A 14,408-nucleotide genomic window follows, 5' to 3' on the forward strand; every position below is an offset into this window, starting at 1 on the left:
CCGCCACCGTCGCCCCGCCGGGCGGTCCCGTGCTCCTGGCCGGCGCTAGCGGGGCGGGCGGCCGGAGAGCGCCGTCGCCTCGTGCCGGTGCCGCTCCGCCTCGGACACACGCCGGCGCGAGTCGCCGCCGGACATCTCCAGGTAGCGGGCCAGGGACTCCTCGGTGAGCGCCTGCTCGAGGCGTATCCGGCCCCGCTCGCCGTCCTCGGCGCCCTCCAGGGCGGAGTCGAGGTTGGCCTCCGACTTGGTGAGCCAGCGGGCCGCCTGGTCGAGGAAGCTCGACCGCTGCTCGGGGTGCCGGTCCGCCTTGTCGAGGCGCTGGAGGCCGACACGGCGGGCGCACACGCCGCGCATGTGGCGGCAGTAGCGGTCCTGAGGGCCGCCGATGGCCAGCGCCCGCCCGTAGTCGATCGAAGCCTCCTTGAACCGCCCGTCCGCCTGCTCGGCGTCGGCCCGGGCGATCATGTCGTCGTAGTCGCTCACGGGCAGCCCCTTACCCGACGGCCCGACAGCGACAAACGGGAGGCGACGTCCGCCGTCACGCCGGCCTGCGACCGACGGCCAGGAAGATCGGCGCGAACAGCTTCGGCGGCGGGGTCGTGCCCGCGTACCGGTCGAGGGCCGCATGCCAGCGGGCGATGTCGTCGGCGCCGGCCAGGCCGGCGACCGTGAGTGCGTCGCGAGCCGCCCACGCCGGCGGGCGTATGCCGGGCGGGAGGCGGACGATCTCGAAGCGCCCTTCGTACGCCACCACGTCGAGCCCCGCCTTCTCCAGCAGCTCGTCGAGGCGGAGGCCGACGGCGAGGTCGTTGCCCCGCTGGGCGTGCCACTGGCGGTAGCGGGCGTCGAGGTCCATCACGTCCGGGTCCTCCGGGCGCGCCCGCACGGCGGCGGCGTCGGTGTCGACGAGGAGGACGGCACCCCCCGGGCGCACGAGCGCGGCGGCGTGGTCGACGATGGCCTGCTCCGACGGGCCGTTGTGGGCGAGCACGTGGCGGATCATCACCACGTCGACGCTGCCGGGCTCGAGGCCGGTGTCGGCGGCGTCGCCCGTCGAGACCGTGATGTTCGTGGCGCCCGCCGCCTCCACCGTCTCCCGGGCGGCGGCGGCCGTCTCCGGCGTGCCGTCGACGGCCCACACGTGGCCGGTGGGCCCCACCACCCCGGCGACGACGACGGACACGGCCGCCGGGCCGCAGCCGACGTCGGCCACGCGAGCGCCCTCGGCGATCCCGGCGGTCGCCCACGACGCGGCCTCCGACCGGCGGGCCGCCTCGGCCATGAGCCGGTAGCGGGCTCGCTCGTCGTCGCTCAGCTCGAGCGCGTACTCCGGCACCGGCCCCCCCTGACCTCGTCGGGCGCCACCGTACCGGTCGTCGGCGCCCGTCGTCCGGGAACCGCCGGCCGGCGCCGGTCAGCGCCGGTCGCGGCAGGCCCGTCGCCGGCCCACGGCGACGGCCACGGCTCCGGCGGCGGCGGCCGCCAGGCTGTAGGCGAGGAGCTCGAGCACGGTCACGCCGGGATCGTGCTGGCTGCCGTCCGTCCACCCCGGCGATCGGCGCCTACGCACCGGACGGCGGCCGCTCGAGCGCCTCCGCCTCCTCGGCGGCGTCGTCCACCGCCCGGGGGTCGGCGGGCTGCCCCTCGCCCCGCTGGTCCTCGGTGGTCTCGGGCCGGCCGGACGGCGCCGCCGGGCCGCCGTCGTTCGTGTCGGGTCGCATGACCGGCGTTCTACCCCGGCGCCGCGCCGCCACGCCCGCCGGGCGGAGGCGCCGGCCCACTAGACGGCTCCGTTGCGACCCGTCGGTGGAGTCGGGCGGCGAGGCCGGCGAACGTTCGCCCCATGGGACTACCGGCGGGGCAGCCACCCCTCGGGGTCGATGGCCGCCCCGCCCCGGCGCACCTCGAAGTGGAGATGCGACCCGGTGACCGACCCGGTGGTGCCGATGGCGCCGAGCGACTGGCCGGTGACCACGTCCTGGCCGGCCCGCACCGTCACCTTCGACAGGTGGGCGTAGATGCTGGTGAGGTCCCCGTGGTCGAGGATCACCACGGTGCCGTAGCCCGAGTACCCGGCCGGCGCCGGTCCGGCGTGGACCACCGTGCCGGCCGCAGCCGCGGTCACCGGGTCGCCGGTGGCGCCGTCGATGTCGACGCCGGGGTGACGGGCGGCACCGCGGCGCTCGCCGTACCAGCCGGTGAGCTGGCCACGGGCGGGCCACGCCACGGGCGGGGGCGGCGCCGGCTCGGAGCGGGAGGCGGCCTGGGGCCGGTGCAGACGCCCGGCCACCGCCGCCGCCAGCTCCGCGTACACGGGCGTCTCACCGGGCGCGGTCGCCGACCGGGCCGGCGGCGAGGTTGCCGGTTCGGCGAACACCACGGCCCAGATGAAGCCCGCCGATCCCCAGACGGCCGTTCCCCGGACCAGGCGTGCGATGCGCGCCCGAAGACGCCGTGGCCGTCGCATCTGGTCCCGTACCAGTTCGCCGCCGGGCCCGTTCCTCCTGCTCACGCCCCGGCGACCAGCCGGGAGCCTCAGCGCTCGAAGACCTCTTCGGGGTCCTCGCCGCCGAAGACGACCTTCTCCACGAAGCTCTCCGGGAGGGTGGCGGCGCCGATGCCCACGGTCAGCCAGAGCAACCCGACGATGCCCGTGATGGTGACGCGGCTGCCGCTCTTGTCGCTGCACGCCTTTTCCTCACGGTTGACGAGGAATCCCTCGGTGGCCCGCTCCTTGGGATCGGCGCCCTTCAGCGCCGACTCGCAGTCGAGCCCCCCCGCCGCCTCGAAGGGCAGGAGCAGGAAGCCGAGGCAGCCGATGACCCCGATGCCGATGACCAGCAGGCACCGCAAGGCGATGCTGTCCTGCTTCACGACGACCTCCCCGCACGGCGGCGGGAGGAGTGCTCGGAGGGGTCGGTCGGGGCGGCGGCGGGCGGTGCGCCGGGCCGCTCGCAGGAGCGCGGGCTTCGGGTCACCCGGTCATCGTGTCACGCCCCGCCGCTCCCGGGTAACCGAACGTGGCGGCGCACCCCGCCCGGGGACGCGTTGTCACACCCCCCGTTCATACTCGGGGACATGGAACGACAGCTGATCCTCCTCGACGACGACGGGGCCGACTGGCGCCTCGACGAGGCCACCCGGGAGCGGGGCCGCCAAGGCGTCGCCCAGGCCCGCGCCGCCCTCCGGGCCGCCTCCCGCCCGGTCGCCGCCTGACCGGGGCTACGGCGCCGGCGCCTCCGCCGTCCTGGCGTCCTCCAGGAACGACGCCAGGCGTCGCACGTCGTCCGGCCCGAGCCGCACCGTGCCCACGCACACGTCGGCCCGCCAGATGCTGAGCACCACCACCCCCGCCTCGGCGTGCCACGTCACCCGCAACGCCTGGCCCCGCTCGTCGAGGAACAGCTGGCCCACGACGAGAGGGTACCGGGACGCGGGTCTCCGGGCTCGCGGAGCGCCGGCGGCGGCCAAGATGGCGACCGTGCGCACCGCCCGCGTCATGCTCGCCGCCGCCGTCGTGCTCGCCGGCGCGGCGTGCGGGCGGGACACGTCGCCCTCGCCGTCGCACGCCGCGGCCGACGCGGGCCGGGCCGAGATCACCCGGGTGGTGGACGGCGACACCGTCCGCGTCACCATCGGCGGCGCCGAGGAGCGGGTCCGCCTGATCGGCATCGACACGCCGGAGACGCACGGCCAGGGCGGGCTGCGCGAATGCTTCGGGGCGGAGGCGAGCCGCCGCATGACCGAGCTGCTCCCGCCGGGCACGCCCGTCCGCCTGGTGCGCGACGTCGAGGCGCGGGACCGCTACGACCGGCTCCTCGCCTACGTCTACCGGGCGTCCGACGGGCTCTTCGTCAACCTGGCCATGGCGCGTGAGGGCTTCGCCACCACGCTCACCTACCCGCCCAACGTCGCCCACGCCGACGAGCTCGTGGCGGCCGTGCGGGCCGCCCGCCAGGCCCGGCGGGGGTTGTGGGGGCGCTGCGGCGGGCCCGACGTGTCGCTGCCCGCGGGCGGCGGCAACGGCGAGGGCGGCTGACCCGGCGGCACCGCCGGGGCTACGGTCCCGGGCGTGCGCACCGTCGCCGAACGACTCGGGTTCCCCACCGACGCCAAGGTCCTCCTGGTCAACTGCGCCGACCTCGGCGCCAGCCACGCCGCCAACGTCGGCGTGTACGAGGCCCTGCGCCACGGCATCGCCACCAGCGCCAGCCTCATGGTCCCCGGCCCCTGGGCCCGCGAGGCGGCGGCCCGCTACCTGGGCGAGGACGTGGGCGTGCACCTCACCCTCAACGCCGAGCTCGAGGTCTACCGCTGGGGCCCCATCACCCACGCGCCGTCGCTGCTCGACGGCGACGGCGGCTTCCCCCGCACGCTGGAGGACGTCTGGGACCACGCCGACCTCGACGAGGTGGCCAAGGAGCTGCGGGCCCAGATCGAGCGGGCCATCCTGTGGGGCTTCGACGTGAGCCACCTCGACTCGCACCTCGACGTGCTCCAGGGCCGGCCCGAGTTCTTCGACATCTACCTCCAGCTCGCCGTCGACTTCCGCCTCCCGATCCGACTCTCGGGCCCGTCCACCGAACGCGACGTCGGGTTCCCGTTCCGGAGCCTGGCGGCCGAGGAGGGCGTCCTGTTCCCCGACAACACGGTGGAGCTGCGGGGCACGGGCGTGCGCCGGGCGCTGGAGCGGGTGCTGTTCTCGCTCGAGGCGGGCGTCACCGAGGTGGTGGCCCGCCCCGCCGTCGACGCCTCCGAGCTGCGGGCGCTGGCCCCCGACTGGGCCGCCCGGGTGGACGACCACGACCTGCTCGTGAACGACCACGGCTTCCGCAGCCTGGCCTCGCGCGCCGGCGTCGAGCTGGTGGGCTACCGCCCCCTGCGGGAGGCCATGCGCGCCGGGTGACGGCCGGCCCGTGGGCCCCCGGTCACCGCTTCAACAGGCGCCCGGCCACGATGGACAGCTCGTAGAACGCGTACATGGGGACGGCCAGGGCGAACAGGGAGTAGGGGTCCTGGCTCGGGGTCACGATCGCCACGAACACGAAGATGCCCACGGCCACGGGCCGGCGCCAGTCGCGCAGCCTGCGGCTGGGGAGGATGCGGGCCAGCTGGAGGAACAGGAGCACGACCGGGAACTCGAAGGCGAGCCCGAACGCCAGCATCATGAACGTCACCAGGCCGAGGTACTTGCCCGGGCTGAAGATCGTCTCCAGGTTCTCGCCGCCGATCTCCACCAGGAACTCGAGGGCCTTGGGCAGCGTCCAGAACGCCAGCCCGGCGCCCAGCACGAAGAGCCCCACCGCGCTCGAGACGAAGGGCACGGCGAGGCGCCGCTCGCGCCGGTGCAGACCGGGCGTCACGAACCGCCACAGCTGCCAGAGCACCACCGGCATGGCGAGGACCACGCCCGTGTAGCCGGACACCTTCAACCGCGTGGAGAACCCCTCCAGCGGGTCGGTGATGAACAGCGTGGACGTCCCGGTGACCGTCACGTAGGGGCCGAGCAGCCACCGCAGGATCGGGTCGTAGAGGGCGAAGCCGACCACGGCGCCGACGGCGAGAGCGGCGACCGACACGATCAGCCGGTTGCGGAGCTCGGTGAGGTGCGCGACGACCGGCATGGCCGGCCCGCCCGGGGCGGGCAACGGGGGCGGGGCGGGGCGCTCCCGCTCGAGAACGCTCACACCGATGCCTCGGTGACTTCGGCCGCCGGGGCGGGCGCCGGCCGGTCGGGCCCGGGGTCCATCGCCGACTGCACCGTGGTGGTGAGGGAGGTCGACCAGCGGCGGGCCTCGCCCACCGCCTTGCCCACCTGGCGCATGGCGTCGGGCAGTCGCTGGGGGCCGAGCACCACGAGGGCGACCACCACGATCACGAGCACTTCCATGGGTCCGAGGTTGAACATGGCGCTGGCATCTCCGGGTCCGCGGGAGGGGGGCACGCTTCCTACGAGCCCATGGACGGGCCTGGACGTGGTGTCATCCGCGCCGGTCCGCCCTCCCGTAGGAAGATCCGGCTGCCCGAACCGTCGGGCACGGAAACGAAGGAGGACCCCATGGGCCTCGGAGCGACGGAGATCCTCGTCATCCTCGCCGTGGTGCTGCTGCTGTTCGGCTCGACGCGCCTTCCCGCCCTGGCCCGCTCGCTCGGGCAGGCGTCGAGCGAGTTCAAGGCCGGCATCCGCGACAAGGGCAGTGACGACCCCGATGCGCTGGCCAAGTAGGGGGGCCGGGCGCCGGGCCGCCGCGCTGGCCGCCCTCGTCCTCACCGTCGTCGCCGGGGGCTGTGGCTCCGACAGCGACCCTGACCCGGGGGCCGCCGGTGGCGGCGACGTCCTCACCATCGAGAACTTCGCGTTCTCCCCCGAGCCGCTCACCGTCCCGGTGGGCACCGTGGTGCGCGTCGTCAACAAGGACGACGCGCCGCACACCGCCACGGCGGACGACATGTCGTTCGACACCGGTGAGCTGGCCCGGGACGAGAGCAAGGAGATCACCCTCTCGGCCGCCGGCGAGCTCACCTACCACTGCGACATCCACGACTACATGCGGGGCGTCATCCGGGTCGGTGGCTAGTCCCGAAGACCGCCCGACATACGGGTCGCCCGCCCCCCGGGCGCTCACCTCGCAAGCTGAAAGGAAGACCGCTTCGGTGACCATCGATGACCGATCACTCAACGAGTTGATCGTCGAGTCGCAGGATCTCCAGGTCGACGCCCTCCGCGACATCAACGCCACGCTCCCCGAGCTGGTCGAGATCCGCGAGGAGCGTCGGGGCCAGGAGATCAACGTCGACGAGATCAACCGCTTCAACGCCAACCGCCGTTCGATCCTGCGCAGCATGGGTCTGGGCGGGGGCGGCCTGGCCGCCCGCGGGCTGGTCGGCGGAGGGTTCGGGGCGCTGCTCGCCGGCTTCCTCGCCTCCCCCGCCCGTGCCGACGAGGCGCTCGACGTCCAGATCCTCCAGACCGCCTCGTCGCTGGAGATCCTGGCCGTCGCCACCTACGGGGCGGCCCTGAGCCTCGACTTCATCAAGAACGGCAACCCCGTCGTGGTGAAGTTCGCCCAGACGACCATGATGCAGCACGACGAGCACCGCAAGGCCTTCCAGCAGCAGACGAAGGCGCTCGGCGGCAAGGAGCAGACCCAGCCCAACGCCAAGTTCCTGCCCGTCGTCGAGCAGGCCAAGCCGACGCTCAAGGGCCCGCTCGACGTGGTGAACCTCGCCGAGACGCTCGAGACGGTGGCGACCCAGACCTACCTCCAGAACACCATCCAGCTCGAGGACTCGACCGCCAAGAGGCTCATGGCCAGCGTCATGGGCGTCGAGACGCAGCACGCCGCCGTCCTGCGGGCCGTCAAGGCCCTCATCGCAGGGGGCGCGCCGGAGCTCATCAAGATCCCGATCGGGTCGGACGCCGCCAAGCTGCCGGCCGCCGCCGGGAGCGTGGCCTTCCCCGAGGCCTTCGAGCCCGTCACCACCATCGCCGAACCGACGACGGGGGCCGTCAAGTGACCCAGGAGATCATCGACCAGATGGACAGTGAGCCCACCGCCCTCGAACAGCTCTCGACGGCTTCGTTCAACCGCCGCCGGTTCCTCATCGGCAGCGGCCTGGCCGCCGGACTGGCCGTCGTCACCGCCGCCTGCGGCAGCGACGACGACGAGGCGGCCACCACCGACACCACCGGCACGTCGGACGCCGAGGGCGGGGCGGACGGCGACCTGGCCGTCGCCGAGTTCGCCGCCGGCCTCGAGGTCCTCGCCGTGGGCACCTACAAGGCGGCGCTCGACGCCGCCACGGCCAACAAGCTCGGCGCCGTGCCGCCGGCCGTCGCCGAGTTCGTGAAGACCGCCATGTCGCACCACGAGGAGCACCTCGCGGCGTGGAACAAGGTCATCACCGGCGCCGGCAGGTCGGCGGTGTCGACCCCCAACGCCCAGCTCAAGCCGGTGGTCGACGCCGAGTTCGGCAAGGCCAAGACGGTGGCCGACGCCGCCAAGCTGGCCCGCACGCTGGAGGAGACGGCGGCGGCCACCTACCTCAGCGCCATCCCGAGCCTGAAGAGCGACGACGCCGTGAAGCTGGCGGCGTCCATCCAGGCCATCGACGCCAAGCACGTGGCGATCCTCAACTTCGTGCTGGGCGAGTACCCCGTGCCCGACGTCTTCGCCAAGACCGACAAGGCGGCGAAGCCGGCGTAACCGTGCGAGGCCGGTCCCCCACCGGCCTCCGCCCGCCACCACGACCCGCCCGCGAGGGCGGGTCGTGGCGCGCCCGGGCGACCACGGGCGCGCTCGCCCTTCGCCGTGCCGCCATGGCCGGCCGACTCGGGCCGCCCTCGACGGCCCCCTGCGGGCACGCACGAGCAGCCGCTGGGCGCTGTGCGGCGACGAGCGAGGTGACCCGGTACGGCACGCGTACCGACCGGCGACGCTCCGGTCGGTACGGCCGTCGTGCGGACCGGCGACACTCCGGTCGGACGCGAGGCGTGCGTCGTCGCGACGCCCCCGGTCGGAGGGCGAGGCGTGCGTCGTCGCGACGCCCCCGGTCGGAGGGGCGAGGCGTGCGTCGTCGCCACGCTCCGGGTCGGAGGGCGAGGCGTGCGTCGTCGCGACGCCCCGGGTCGGAGGGCGAGGCGTGCGTCGTCGCGACGCTCCGGGTCGGAGGGCGAGTGGCGGCGCGCCCCGATCGTGCCGCACGTCGGCGAGGCGACGGGCGAGCCGTCGCTCACCGCCTCCGTCAGGTGACGGGGAGCATCCCGGCGACGACGGGGGACGACGTCGGGGCGGTGGCACCACCGGCGCGCTCGGCGGTGACGGCCAGCATGGTGACACCGGGAGCCGACACCTTGAAGGCGGCGACGCCCGGGTCGTTGCCCAGCACGCCGATCGAGACGGGCTGGTCGCCGACGATGGCCCACACCTGGTAGGTGCGGTCGTCGGCCAGGCCGGGCAGGTTGTCGCGCACGAGGAAGCCGTCGCCGTTGTCCCGGACCACGGCCTGGGCGAACCGGGCGCCGTCCTCCGAGCGCATCTCGATGCGACGGGCCGACGCGTCGAACAGGGCGACCTGGACGGCCTGGTCGAGGCCCTCCCGGCCGAGGGCGTCGGCCAGCTGGTCGGTGCGATCGTCGAGGCGGGCGACCTGGACCCCGAGCACGCCGATCACGCCGGCGGCCACCGCCGCCGAGGCCGCCGCGACCCGCAGGGGCAGCGCCCGTCGCTCACCCGGCCGCCGGGCACGGCGGTCACGGCGGCGACCGCTCCGGCGGGCCTCCCGCTCCATGGCGGCACGGCGCTCGGCCCTGTCGGTCATGGACACCACCCGGGCCAGGTCCAGCTCGGGCGGCGCCGAGTCGTCCGCCTCGAGGGCGTGTGCGATGCGGTCCCACAGCTGCGAGGGCGCCGGCGACCCGGCGTACGCCAGCACGCCCGCCGTCTCCCGGTGCTGGGCGACCTCGGTCCGGCAGCGCGGGCAGTCGCGCAGGTGGAGCTCCACGGCGTCCGCCTCCTCGGGCGACACCGCGTCGAGGGCGTAGGCGCCCAACAGCTCCTCGATCTCGTCGTGGGTCAGCTCCATGCCAGGTCCGATTCCGTGAACTCGCTCGACTTGAGGGCGGCCCGCATCCGCTTGAGGCCCGCCCGGATCCGGCTCTTGACCGTGCCCTCGGGCTCGCCCAGCAGGGTGGCGACCTCGCGGTAGGTGTGACCGCCGAAGTACGCCAGCTCGATGGCCTTGCGCTCGGCCGGCGGCAGCACGGCGACGACCTTCTTCACCTGGTCGGCCACGGCGAGGTCCCAGACTTCGTGCTCGAGATCGTACCCGGCCTCCGCCGTCTGGCGGGCCTCGCGTTCCTCGCGGCGGCGGCGCGAGGTGTCGGAGCGGAGGAGGTCGACGGACCGGCCGTGGGTCTGGGCCAGGAGGTACGACCGCAGCGACCCGCGGTCCGGGTCGAACTTGTCGGGCTGGGTCCACAGGCGCAGGAAGACCTCCTGCACCACCTCCTCGGCGGCGGTGACGTCGAGCAGGACGCGGCGGGCCAGCGCGTAGACCGCCCCGGCGTGGCGCCGGTACGCCTCGGCCAGCGCCTCCTGGCGGTAGCGCGCGATGGCCACCACCAGTCCGCCGTCACTCATGTCGTGGAGCGACCCCCGCATCAGCCCCTCTTCGGAGCCACCCGCACCGGTGGATTGCGGGCCCACCGGAGGACCCGTCACCCGAACTTGGCGGGGAACTGCCTGGCGATCCCGGTGGCCAGGTAGAGACCCGTCTCGGGCATGTGACCGGCGGCCTCCTTGAGCTTGGCGACGCGGGCCGGGTCCTGGGCGGCCTCCGCCGTCACGGCGGCGAGGAGGCTGTCGACGTGCACGCCCAGCGCCCGCTCGACGTCGCGGGCGGCGAAGTTGGGGTTGGCCTTCGACAAGAACGCCCCGAAGGCCGACCGGTACGCGTCGAGGTCGCCCCGGGCCCTGGTCATGCCCGCCGCGTCGTTCGCCCTGGCCGCGGCGGCGAAGTCGAGCACGAGGTCGATGTGCTGGCGCCACAGGCCGAGGAACTGGTCCTGGGCCTCGTCGCCGTAGACCGTGCCGAACGCCCGGGACAGCTCCAGGGAGTTCTCCTCCATGGCGTCGGTGACGCCCTCGGAGTCGGCGCCGGCCACGACGGTCGCCCCGGCCACGCCGGCCAGGTAGGTGTGCTCCTGGAGCTTGGAAGACAGCTCGGCCCGCATGGCGGCACCGATGCCGTCGTAGGCGCCCTTGAAGTCGTCGGGCCGGAACTTGACGATGCCGGCGGTGAGGACCATGGCGGGGGCCGCCATCTCGTCGACGGCCTCCTTCAGCTTGGAGAAGGCCGCCTCGTCGTCCTTGGCCTGGGCGGTGATCGCCGTCTGCAGCCCCCGGGCGTACCCGTCGAGCGCCTCGCCGACGCCCTCCTTGGTGAGCTGGGGGTTCGCCGTGTTCAGGGTGGCGGCGATCTCCCCCTGGATCGGGAGGAGGTCGTTGCGGGCCTTGTCCATCGCCGCCTTGTCACCGCTGGGCGCCACGGCGGCGAAGGCGAGGAGGCCGGCGGCATGGCGCCGCCACGCGTCGAGGAAGGCCGGGCCGGCGGGGGCACCGTAGAGCCCTGTGATCAGGTCGCCGAGCGCGGCGCTGTTCTGGTCCAGCACCGCGGTGACGGGCGCCGGGTCGCCGCCGCCGATCGAGGTGGCCGACGCCAACCCGACGAGAAGGGCGTGCTCCTGGAGCAGGGTGGTGACGTCGGTCCGCAGGTCGGCGGCGCTGGAACCGACGCCTTCGTCGACGTTGTACTCGGGCACCGTGGTGGGCGCCGTCTCACCGTCGCCCCCGCCTCCGCAGGCCGTCCCGAGGACGGCCGCGGCCAGGACGAACGCCGACAGCTTCAACCTGGCCCTGCTCATGTATCGGTGCTCCTCGTGACGGAACGGGCCGGGCGCCGGGCGCCGGCGGGTACCGGGCGGACGATAGCCCGCGCCCGTCACCGGTCAGTATTCGGTGATCTGGCGGATCTCCTCCTGGAGCGCCTTGTACTCGGGCGAGCCGGTGATCGGGAGCAGGGACATGAGCTTGGCCATGTTGCCCGTGACCTTGATCCGCCCCTGCATGAACGCGGCGCTGGGATCGAGCTCGCCCTTCTGGATGGCGACGGCGTCGGTCCAGGACTGGGTGAGGGTGATCTCGGAGTCCTCGAGCTCGCCCAGGGCGCTCTCCAGCAGCTTCCCGTTCTCCAGCACCCAGTAGTACCTGACGTCCTCGCCGCCGGGCGCCCCCGTCACGACGTACTGCATGCGGGCGGACGCGCCGGGCCGCTCGGGCTGGCCCTCGGCCATCCGCCTCGACTCGTCGTGCCACTCCTGGGTGAGGAACTTCGGCATCTGCGCTCCTGGTTCGCCGGCGATCGCTGGGCGAATCTAACGCCGGTCCGCCGGCACCGCCGAGTGCGTCGCCGCCCCGCCGGCGCCCTCGACCACGCCCGCGAACAGGTCGTCCTCGGGCAGGGTCGTCTCCACCAGGCTGCGGGCGAGGGTGTACTCCTCGAAGGGGTGGACGGCGTCGGCCACGTCGGGGGGCAGCCCGAACCACCGCGGTGACGTCGGGTCGATCTGGGTGGCGTGGGCGAGCAGTGCCTCCCGCCGGGCCCGGGTGTGGCCGGTGACGTCGATGACGGTCGTGATGTAGTGGTCGTTCCCGGGGCCCTCGAGCCGATCGCCCCACGGCGACTCCAGGCCCAGCTCCAGGTGCTTCTCGTGGAGCGCCCGCGTCCGCCGGTGCGACCACAGCGTGTAGTACATCTTCAGCGGCTGCCACGGCTCGCCCAGGTCGGGGTAGGCGCTCGGGTCGCCGGCCCGGTCGAAGGCGAGCACGGAGATGTCGTGCACCCGCAGGTGGTCGGGGTGCGGGTAGCCCTTCTGGTCCTCGTGGTAGGTGACGATCACCTGCGGTCGGGCCCGGCGGATCTCCCGGACCAGGCGGCCCACGGCTTCGTCGAGATCGGCCCGGGCGAACGAGTCCGGGTGGGCGTTGGCCTCGGTGCCCGGCATGCCCGAGTCCCGGTACCCGAGGAGGACGACCTCGGCGTAGCCGATCGCCTCCGCCGCCCTGGCCAGCTCCTCCCTGCGGATCTCCGCCAGGCGCTCCCGCACGTCGGGGCGGTCCATGGCCGGGTTGAGGATGTCGCCCTCCTCACCACCGGTGCAGCACACCAGCACGGTGTGGACGCCGTTCGCCGCGTACCGGGCCACCGTGCCCGCTCCCTTGGACGCCTCGTCGTCGGGATGGGCGTGGACCGAGAGGAGGCACAACCGCTCGCTCATCGCCGACACGTTAGGACGGCGGAAGGCGACGACGGACCGTCAGCGGTCGGGGCGGGCGTGCTCGGGCGGGACCCCGTCGGGGCGATGGCCGGCGGCAGCCGAGGACGCCGGTGGCGTGGCGCGGTGCTCGGCGGCCACCGCCGGGGCCGGGAGCTCGTCGGGCCGGCGACTCTGCTCGGGGAGGGCGGCCCCCGGCGCCTCGACGGGCGGCGCCGGCGGATCGGTGGGCGGCGCCGGCGGATCGGCGGGCGGCGCGGCAGGCGGGGTGGTGGCCGGGGCGGTGGGCGCGGCGGCAGGAGGCGGGGAGGCGACGGGAACGGTGGGCGGAGGCGTCGTGGCGACTGCGGGCCGGCTGGAGGCAGGACGGCCGGCTGGCGGGCGGGAGGCGCCGGTCAGGCCCCGCAGCGTGGCGGCCCCGTCGAGGGCTGCCGGCTCGTCGACGACCTCGGGGACCGGGGTCACGTCGTCCACGGCCTCGGCGACCTCGACGTGGGCCGCCGTCCCCCGTGCCACGGCCGCGCGGGGGCCGGCCCGGGCCGGCCCGTCGGCCGCCGGCGCGGGCGGGTCGCCGCCGGGCGCGATGGCGAGCGCGACCGTGGTGGTGGGGACGGGCGAAGGGCCGCCGTCGGGGGCCACGGCGATGAGCGCCAGGGCGGCGGCGGACACGACGGCGACCATGTCGGGGCGGCCCGCTCGGCGGAGGGCGGCGGCGACGCTGCCCGTCCGGGCCGGTTCGGGCGGTGGGGCGGCGGCGATGACGACGACCACGCTGCGCGCGTCGCCGGTGGCCGCGCACACCGCTTCGGCGCGCGCCCGCAGGAGGCGGAGGTCCGTCCCGCCCTGCGCCTCGAGGGTGACTTCCCCGTCGGAAACGGCGCAGGTCAAGACTCCGGGCAGGCGCGTGAGCCGCTCCGGCAGACCTTCTGCGCCCATGCTCTGCAATGGTACTTGTCCCGCGCGCCGGGCGCTCGGACGGATACGTTCAGTGTCCACCACCCACGAATCTAGCAAACTCGTCGAACAAGGCCTGTTGGACGGGGTCCTCGCCGGCGGTGAGCTCCGGGTGCCATTGCACCCCGACCGCCCACCCGACGTCCGCGACCTCCACGGCTTCGACGAGGCCGTCGCCGCTCCACGCCACGGCCGACAGCCCGTCGCCCAGCCGGTCCACCCCCTGATGGTGGTGGGACGTGCAGCGCACGACCACCTGGCCGCACGCCTGCGCCAGGCGGGTGCCGGGCTCGACCTTGACGTCGTGCAGCACCGACGTGTGCCGGGTGGGGTGGCCGTGGAGGTCCATGCCCTGGAGGTCGGGGAGGTGCTGGTGGAGGGTCCCGCCGAAGGCGACGTTGAGCACCTGCATCCCCCGGCAGATGGCCAGCAACGGGATGCCCAGGGACACGGCGGCGGGCGCCAGCCGGAGCTCGGCCTCGTCGCGGACGTGGTCGACGCCGTAGACGGCGGGGTGGACCTTTTCAGCCCCGTAGCGGGTGGGCTCCACGTCGCCGCCGCCGGCGAGGAGCAGCCCGGCGAACGGGGCGAGCAGCTCCTCGGCCGGGATGTCGGGGGC

22 protein-coding genes are annotated in these 14,408 nt (G+C 74.6%); 7 read left to right on the plus strand and 15 right to left on the minus strand.

Going from position 1 to position 14,408, the window contains the following annotated elements; genetic code table 11:
- Positions 1 to 45: 45 nt before the first annotated feature.
- The 5 genes from VM242_08465 to VM242_08485 form a co-directional block, all read right to left on the minus strand.
- Positions 46 to 483: a hypothetical protein gene (locus VM242_08465; GenBank protein ID HVM05191.1), complete on the minus strand. Its 438-nt coding sequence runs from the start codon at positions 481 to 483 to the stop codon at positions 46 to 48.
- Between the two features lie 55 nt (positions 484 to 538).
- A complete protein-coding gene (locus VM242_08470) occupies positions 539 to 1,336 on the minus strand; it encodes a methyltransferase domain-containing protein (protein ID HVM05192.1) in 798 nt (265 codons plus the stop codon).
- A 226-nt stretch (positions 1,337 to 1,562) separates the two neighbouring features.
- Positions 1,563 to 1,721 carry a hypothetical protein gene (locus tag VM242_08475; GenBank protein ID HVM05193.1) on the minus strand — a complete coding sequence of 53 codons (159 nt, stop codon included), beginning with the start codon at positions 1,719 to 1,721 and terminating at the stop codon, positions 1,563 to 1,565.
- 128 nt (positions 1,722 to 1,849) lie between these two features.
- Complete coding sequence (locus tag VM242_08480; protein ID HVM05194.1) at positions 1,850 to 2,467, minus strand: M23 family metallopeptidase; 618 nt, start codon at positions 2,465 to 2,467, stop codon at positions 1,850 to 1,852.
- Between the two features lie 68 nt (positions 2,468 to 2,535).
- Positions 2,536 to 2,874 (minus strand): hypothetical protein, encoded by a 339-nt coding sequence (locus tag VM242_08485; protein HVM05195.1) that lies wholly within the window; start codon positions 2,872 to 2,874, stop codon positions 2,536 to 2,538.
- A 204-nt stretch (positions 2,875 to 3,078) separates the two neighbouring features.
- Between VM242_08485 and VM242_08490 the strand changes: the two genes are divergently transcribed.
- Positions 3,079 to 3,216 (plus strand): hypothetical protein, encoded by a 138-nt coding sequence (locus VM242_08490; protein ID HVM05196.1) that lies wholly within the window; start codon positions 3,079 to 3,081, stop codon positions 3,214 to 3,216.
- 6 nt (positions 3,217 to 3,222) lie between these two features.
- On the opposite strand, the gene VM242_08495 is transcribed toward VM242_08490, so the two are convergent.
- Positions 3,223 to 3,414, minus strand: coding sequence for a hypothetical protein (locus VM242_08495; GenBank protein HVM05197.1), 192 nt, complete (start codon positions 3,412 to 3,414; stop codon positions 3,223 to 3,225).
- 67 nt (positions 3,415 to 3,481) lie between these two features.
- On the opposite strand from VM242_08495, the gene VM242_08500 reads away from it, so the two are divergent.
- Both VM242_08500 and VM242_08505 read left to right on the plus strand, forming a co-directional pair.
- Positions 3,482 to 4,039 (plus strand): thermonuclease family protein, encoded by a 558-nt coding sequence (locus VM242_08500; protein HVM05198.1) that lies wholly within the window; start codon positions 3,482 to 3,484, stop codon positions 4,037 to 4,039.
- Positions 4,040 to 4,072: 33 nt separating this feature from the next.
- Positions 4,073 to 4,906: a ChbG/HpnK family deacetylase gene (locus VM242_08505; GenBank protein HVM05199.1), complete on the plus strand. Its 834-nt coding sequence runs from the start codon at positions 4,073 to 4,075 to the stop codon at positions 4,904 to 4,906.
- A gap of 22 nt (positions 4,907 to 4,928) precedes the next feature.
- Here the strand turns inward: VM242_08505 and tatC are convergent, their stop codons facing one another.
- Both tatC and VM242_08515 read right to left on the minus strand, forming a co-directional pair.
- Positions 4,929 to 5,687 carry a twin-arginine translocase subunit TatC gene (tatC, locus tag VM242_08510; GenBank protein ID HVM05200.1) on the minus strand — a complete coding sequence of 253 codons (759 nt, stop codon included), beginning with the start codon at positions 5,685 to 5,687 and terminating at the stop codon, positions 4,929 to 4,931.
- Entirely contained in the window at positions 5,684 to 5,890 is a 207-nt protein-coding gene (locus VM242_08515; protein ID HVM05201.1) for a twin-arginine translocase TatA/TatE family subunit, read from the minus strand. The genes tatC and VM242_08515 overlap by 4 nt, the downstream gene beginning before the upstream one ends.
- Positions 5,891 to 6,058: 168 nt before the next feature.
- Here VM242_08515 and tatA point away from each other — a divergent pair, with 168 nt between their 5' ends.
- The 4 genes from tatA (at position 6,059) to VM242_08535 (ending at position 8,207) form a co-directional block, all read left to right on the plus strand.
- Positions 6,059 to 6,226, plus strand: a complete 168-nt coding sequence (gene tatA, locus VM242_08520; GenBank protein HVM05202.1) for a twin-arginine translocase TatA/TatE family subunit — start codon at positions 6,059 to 6,061, stop codon at positions 6,224 to 6,226.
- Complete coding sequence (locus VM242_08525) at positions 6,198 to 6,578, plus strand: cupredoxin domain-containing protein (protein ID HVM05203.1); 381 nt, start codon at positions 6,198 to 6,200, stop codon at positions 6,576 to 6,578. Before tatA ends, VM242_08525 begins: the two co-directional genes overlap by 29 nt.
- Positions 6,579 to 6,654: 76 nt before the next feature.
- Positions 6,655 to 7,518 (plus strand): ferritin-like domain-containing protein, encoded by an 864-nt coding sequence (locus tag VM242_08530; GenBank protein ID HVM05204.1) that lies wholly within the window; start codon positions 6,655 to 6,657, stop codon positions 7,516 to 7,518.
- Positions 7,515 to 8,207, plus strand: a complete 693-nt coding sequence (locus tag VM242_08535; GenBank protein ID HVM05205.1) for a ferritin-like domain-containing protein — start codon at positions 7,515 to 7,517, stop codon at positions 8,205 to 8,207. Before VM242_08530 ends, VM242_08535 begins: the two co-directional genes overlap by 4 nt.
- Before the next feature lie 538 nt (positions 8,208 to 8,745).
- Here the strand turns inward: VM242_08535 and VM242_08540 are convergent.
- From VM242_08540 to VM242_08570, 7 genes are all read right to left on the minus strand, one after another.
- Positions 8,746 to 9,585, minus strand: a complete 840-nt coding sequence (locus tag VM242_08540) for an anti-sigma factor (GenBank protein HVM05206.1) — start codon at positions 9,583 to 9,585, stop codon at positions 8,746 to 8,748.
- Positions 9,576 to 10,163 (minus strand): sigma-70 family RNA polymerase sigma factor, encoded by a 588-nt coding sequence (locus tag VM242_08545; protein HVM05207.1) that lies wholly within the window; start codon positions 10,161 to 10,163, stop codon positions 9,576 to 9,578. Before VM242_08545 ends, VM242_08540 begins: the two co-directional genes overlap by 10 nt.
- Positions 10,164 to 10,219: 56 nt before the next feature.
- On the minus strand, positions 10,220 to 11,425 hold the full coding sequence (locus tag VM242_08550) for a hypothetical protein (GenBank protein HVM05208.1): 1,206 nt from the start codon (positions 11,423 to 11,425) through the stop codon (positions 10,220 to 10,222).
- 84 nt (positions 11,426 to 11,509) lie between these two features.
- Entirely contained in the window at positions 11,510 to 11,899 is a 390-nt protein-coding gene (locus tag VM242_08555; protein ID HVM05209.1) for an SCP2 sterol-binding domain-containing protein, read from the minus strand.
- Between the two features lie 36 nt (positions 11,900 to 11,935).
- The gene (mca, locus tag VM242_08560; GenBank protein HVM05210.1) at positions 11,936 to 12,838 is read right to left on the minus strand and encodes a mycothiol conjugate amidase Mca; all 903 of its coding nucleotides are present in this window, start codon (positions 12,836 to 12,838) and stop codon (positions 11,936 to 11,938) included.
- A gap of 39 nt (positions 12,839 to 12,877) precedes the next feature.
- The gene (locus tag VM242_08565) at positions 12,878 to 13,771 is read right to left on the minus strand and encodes a hypothetical protein (GenBank protein HVM05211.1); all 894 of its coding nucleotides are present in this window, start codon (positions 13,769 to 13,771) and stop codon (positions 12,878 to 12,880) included.
- Between the two features lie 49 nt (positions 13,772 to 13,820).
- Positions 13,821 to 14,408 (minus strand): gamma-glutamyl-gamma-aminobutyrate hydrolase family protein (locus VM242_08570; GenBank protein ID HVM05212.1); only part of this gene is annotated, 588 nt, incomplete at its 5' end.

The organism is Acidimicrobiales bacterium (assembly GCA_035540975.1).
Lineage (GTDB): Bacteria > Actinomycetota > Acidimicrobiia > Acidimicrobiales.

Excerpts from the sequence above, each read along its gene's own strand:
- VM242_08490 (HVM05196.1), top strand. The coding sequence starts at position 3,079 with ATGGAACGACAGCTGATCCTCCTCGACGACGACGGGGCCGACTGGCGC.
- VM242_08545 (HVM05207.1), bottom strand. The coding sequence starts at position 10,163 with ATGCGGGGGTCGCTCCACGACATGAGTGACGGCGGACTGGTGGTGGCC.
- VM242_08475 (HVM05193.1), bottom strand. The coding sequence starts at position 1,721 with ATGCGACCCGACACGAACGACGGCGGCCCGGCGGCGCCGTCCGGCCGG.
- VM242_08480 (HVM05194.1), bottom strand. The coding sequence starts at position 2,467 with ATGCGACGGCCACGGCGTCTTCGGGCGCGCATCGCACGCCTGGTCCGG.
- VM242_08515 (HVM05201.1), bottom strand. The coding sequence starts at position 5,890 with ATGGAAGTGCTCGTGATCGTGGTGGTCGCCCTCGTGGTGCTCGGCCCC.
- mca (HVM05210.1), bottom strand. The coding sequence starts at position 12,838 with ATGAGCGAGCGGTTGTGCCTCCTCTCGGTCCACGCCCATCCCGACGAC.
- tatA (HVM05202.1), top strand. The coding sequence starts at position 6,059 with ATGGGCCTCGGAGCGACGGAGATCCTCGTCATCCTCGCCGTGGTGCTG.
- VM242_08565 (HVM05211.1), bottom strand. The coding sequence starts at position 13,771 with ATGGGCGCAGAAGGTCTGCCGGAGCGGCTCACGCGCCTGCCCGGAGTC.
- VM242_08550 (HVM05208.1), bottom strand. The coding sequence starts at position 11,425 with ATGAGCAGGGCCAGGTTGAAGCTGTCGGCGTTCGTCCTGGCCGCGGCC.
- VM242_08540 (HVM05206.1), bottom strand. The coding sequence starts at position 9,585 with ATGGAGCTGACCCACGACGAGATCGAGGAGCTGTTGGGCGCCTACGCC.
- VM242_08555 (HVM05209.1), bottom strand. The coding sequence starts at position 11,899 with ATGCCGAAGTTCCTCACCCAGGAGTGGCACGACGAGTCGAGGCGGATG.